The following is a 2,968-nucleotide window of genomic DNA, read 5'->3' on the forward strand; positions in this document are numbered from 1 at the left end:
CCCCCAGTTTTAACAACGTTAAGAAAGTTTCAAGGGTCTTAAAGAATCTAACGAGACCATTTTCTCCGAATTAAAATGGTATTCTCCAAGTAAATTAATATGTTCCCAACCTAGAGGTGACATATGGTGCAATAATTCTTCATTAAAACTACCTGACCGTTTTTGATATTCAACTGCCTTTGTTAGATGTAAAGTATTCCAGATACTGATGGCATTGATAATGATGTTTAAGGCACTGGCTCTTTGCAAGTGCGACCGTAAGGTCATGTAAGAAATTTTCTTTAGCAAGAAACAGGTACGATCACGTCTCCTGTCATCATCCAACTTATCCGGGAAGGAAACTGAACGGGGAGTGTAGCATGTTGGAAAAGTCATAAGTTGGCTAGATACCAAGTCACGACTGAATGGCAAGATGAAAAGTTGTAAACAAGGATGAAAGCTAAACTGCTTAAACGATAGTCCGAGGTGATTAAAGGGCCATCTATAACGGAAGGTATTTATAAACGTTATACAACCAATACCCTATTGATTAATTGCATGTCAATCGGGAGTGATCTAAAGGTTGACCGTCTTCAATAAGAAGAAAAGGACGAACGTCGCATCCGAAATTACAACGCGCTTGTTCTTACATGTGCTAAACGGTGATTACCTAAGTTGGAATGCTTAATAGCTATGGCATTTAGTGCCTGAATATCCAATAAGGTAACGGAGTTTCCGTAGTAGTCCGAGGTAGGGAAAGCCTACCACATGGCGAAGGGAAACAGCTTATCATGTCTTACACAAAAATGGAAAGGAGCGTGAGGCTCTATGAGAAGTCCACAAGTCGTGTTAGACAGTCTAGCGAGACAAACAACTCGTTCGGATTATAAATTTAAACGTCTATATAGAAATTTGTACAACACGGAATTTTATCTCTTAGCCTATTCAAACATCTATTCTAAAGAAGGAAATATGACAGAAGGTGCCGACGGTCAAACTATCGACGGTATGAGCCTAGAACGCATTGAGAATTTGATTAACAGTCTTAAAGATCACAGCTATCAACCAAAACCATCGAAACGAACATATATCCCAAAGAAGAACGGGAAAAAACGTCCATTGGGTATACCATCATTCGAAGATAAGTTGCTACAGGAAGTAGTGAGAATGCTTCTTTCAAGCATCTATGACAAAACGTTTTCCACAGTGTCCCACGGGTTTCGGCCTAATCGAAGTTGTCATACTGCTCTAACCCAGGCAAAAAATAAATTCACTGGTACTAAGTGGTTCATAGAAGGCGATATAAAAGGTTTCTTTGACAACATAGATCATCATATCCTTATAAACATTCTCAGAAGGAAAATTGATGACGAAAACTTTATTAGTCTCATATGGAAATTCCTCAGAGCAGGCTTTCTTGAAGATTGGGTGTATCGTAAAACTTACAGTGGAACACCTCAAGGTGGGATCATAAGCCCCATACTGTCGAATATCTACTTGAATGAACTGGATCAGTTCATCGAGAAATATAAAACATCTTTCGACAAAGGTAATTCTCGCAAGAGATTGACAGAGTACCGCACAAAAGAAACGCGGCTCTTCCGAGCGAGAAATAAATACAAAAACAATTGGGACGACATGAACGAACAAGAAAAAGAAGATGCAATAGTTCACCTTAAACAACTTAAAAATGAAATGATGGAATTACCATATAAAGACCCTATGGACGATGGTTTTAAAAGGTTGCAATACGTGCGATACGCTGATGATTTCATTATCGGTGTTATTGGTAGCAAAGAGGACTGTGAAAGAATTAAAAAAGACATCACAGAATATCTTATCCAGCTATCTCAAGAGAAAACACTAATCACCCACTCATCCAACAGAGCAAGATTCTTGGGATATGACATAAAGGTCAGTCATGATCCTTTAACTTCAAAACGCACCAGTAGTGGACACAAGCAACGAACCAGATCAATGGTTTGTGAACTTCTTGTCCCTCATGAAGCGTGGAGAAACAAGCTTATTGAATACAAAGCGATAAGAATAGATTCGAAGAATCAGAAATGGAAATCAATGCACAGATCCCATCTTCTTCAAAATGATGACTTAGAGATCCTTGCGATATACAATGCTGAAATCAGAGGGTTATACAACTATTATCGCTTAGCAAATAATGCATACAAGCTTCATCGCTTTAGTTACATTATGGAATACAGCATGTACAAAACATTTGCTTGTAAGTACAAATCAAGCGTTAGCAAAATCATCAGTAAGTATAGTGTGAATGGCAAATTTGCCGTAAGGTATCAGACGAAGAATGGGCAAAGAATTTCCTACTTTTACAATGATGGGTTTAGAAAGCAAACCGAAATTTCCAAAGATATCTCTATAGACGCCGTCCCGATGGGACGAGGAATTATTTATAATAGAACGAGTTTGATTGATAGACTTTTAGCGGAAAAATGCGAATGGTGCAATAGTACAAACGTGCCACTTGAAATTCATCACGTTAGGAAGCTAAAAGACCTAAAAGGCAAGAAAAGATGGGAAAAGCGCATGGTTGAAAGAAAACGTAAAACCATGGCGCTTTGTAAAGACTGCCATCTCAAATTGCACAACGGAAAGCTAGATTGATAAGTGGAGAGCCGTATACATCGAGAGGTGTACGTACGGTTCGGAGAGGAGTTCTTGGAAACCTAGCATAGAGATATGCCAAGGCGCCGGGTTCTTACTCTACTTGATGCTGTATGGTTCGTTCCCTAAGCTCTCCTTGTTTTCCGAAGAAAATAGCTCTTGCCAGTCCATTCATGGCTTCTCCTTTATTCAATCCTTTTTGTATTTTTCTTCTTAATGATTCATCCGAAATATAATTCAAAATAAAGATCGTTTTTTCTATTCGGCCCATCTCACGTAAGGCTGTAGCCAAGCTGTTTTGTCTTGAATAAGAACCTAATTTCCCCATAATAAGGGATGCTGAAACTGTTCC

1 protein-coding gene and 2 pseudogenes are annotated in these 2,968 nt (G+C 38.7%); 1 reads left to right on the plus strand and 2 read right to left on the minus strand.

The features are described 5' to 3' along the window. Positions 1-18: 18 nt before the first annotated feature. Positions 19-264: pseudogene (locus tag DL897_RS17875) on the minus strand (Tn3 family transposase); the annotation flags it as partial. A 543-nt stretch (positions 265-807) separates the two neighbouring features. On the opposite strand from DL897_RS17875, the gene DL897_RS17880 reads away from it, so the two are divergent. Next, the gene (locus DL897_RS17880; protein WP_113660469.1) at positions 808-2,616 is read left to right on the plus strand and encodes a reverse transcriptase/maturase family protein; all 1,809 of its coding nucleotides are present in this window, start codon (positions 808-810) and stop codon (positions 2,614-2,616) included. 103 nt (positions 2,617-2,719) lie between these two features. On the opposite strand, the pseudogene DL897_RS17885 reads toward DL897_RS17880, so the two are convergent. Further along, positions 2,720-2,968, minus strand: a pseudogene (locus tag DL897_RS17885) (Tn3 family transposase); the annotation flags it as partial.

Origin of the sequence: Thermoflavimicrobium daqui (genome assembly GCF_003313465.1) — a bacterium.
Lineage (GTDB): Bacteria > Bacillota > Bacilli > Thermoactinomycetales > Thermoactinomycetaceae > Thermoflavimicrobium > Thermoflavimicrobium daqui.

What these genes read in the sequence shown, in the direction of transcription:
- DL897_RS17880 (WP_113660469.1), top strand. Translation starts at nt 808, where the DNA reads ATGAGAAGTCCACAAGTCGTGTTAGACAGTCTAGCGAGACAAACAACT.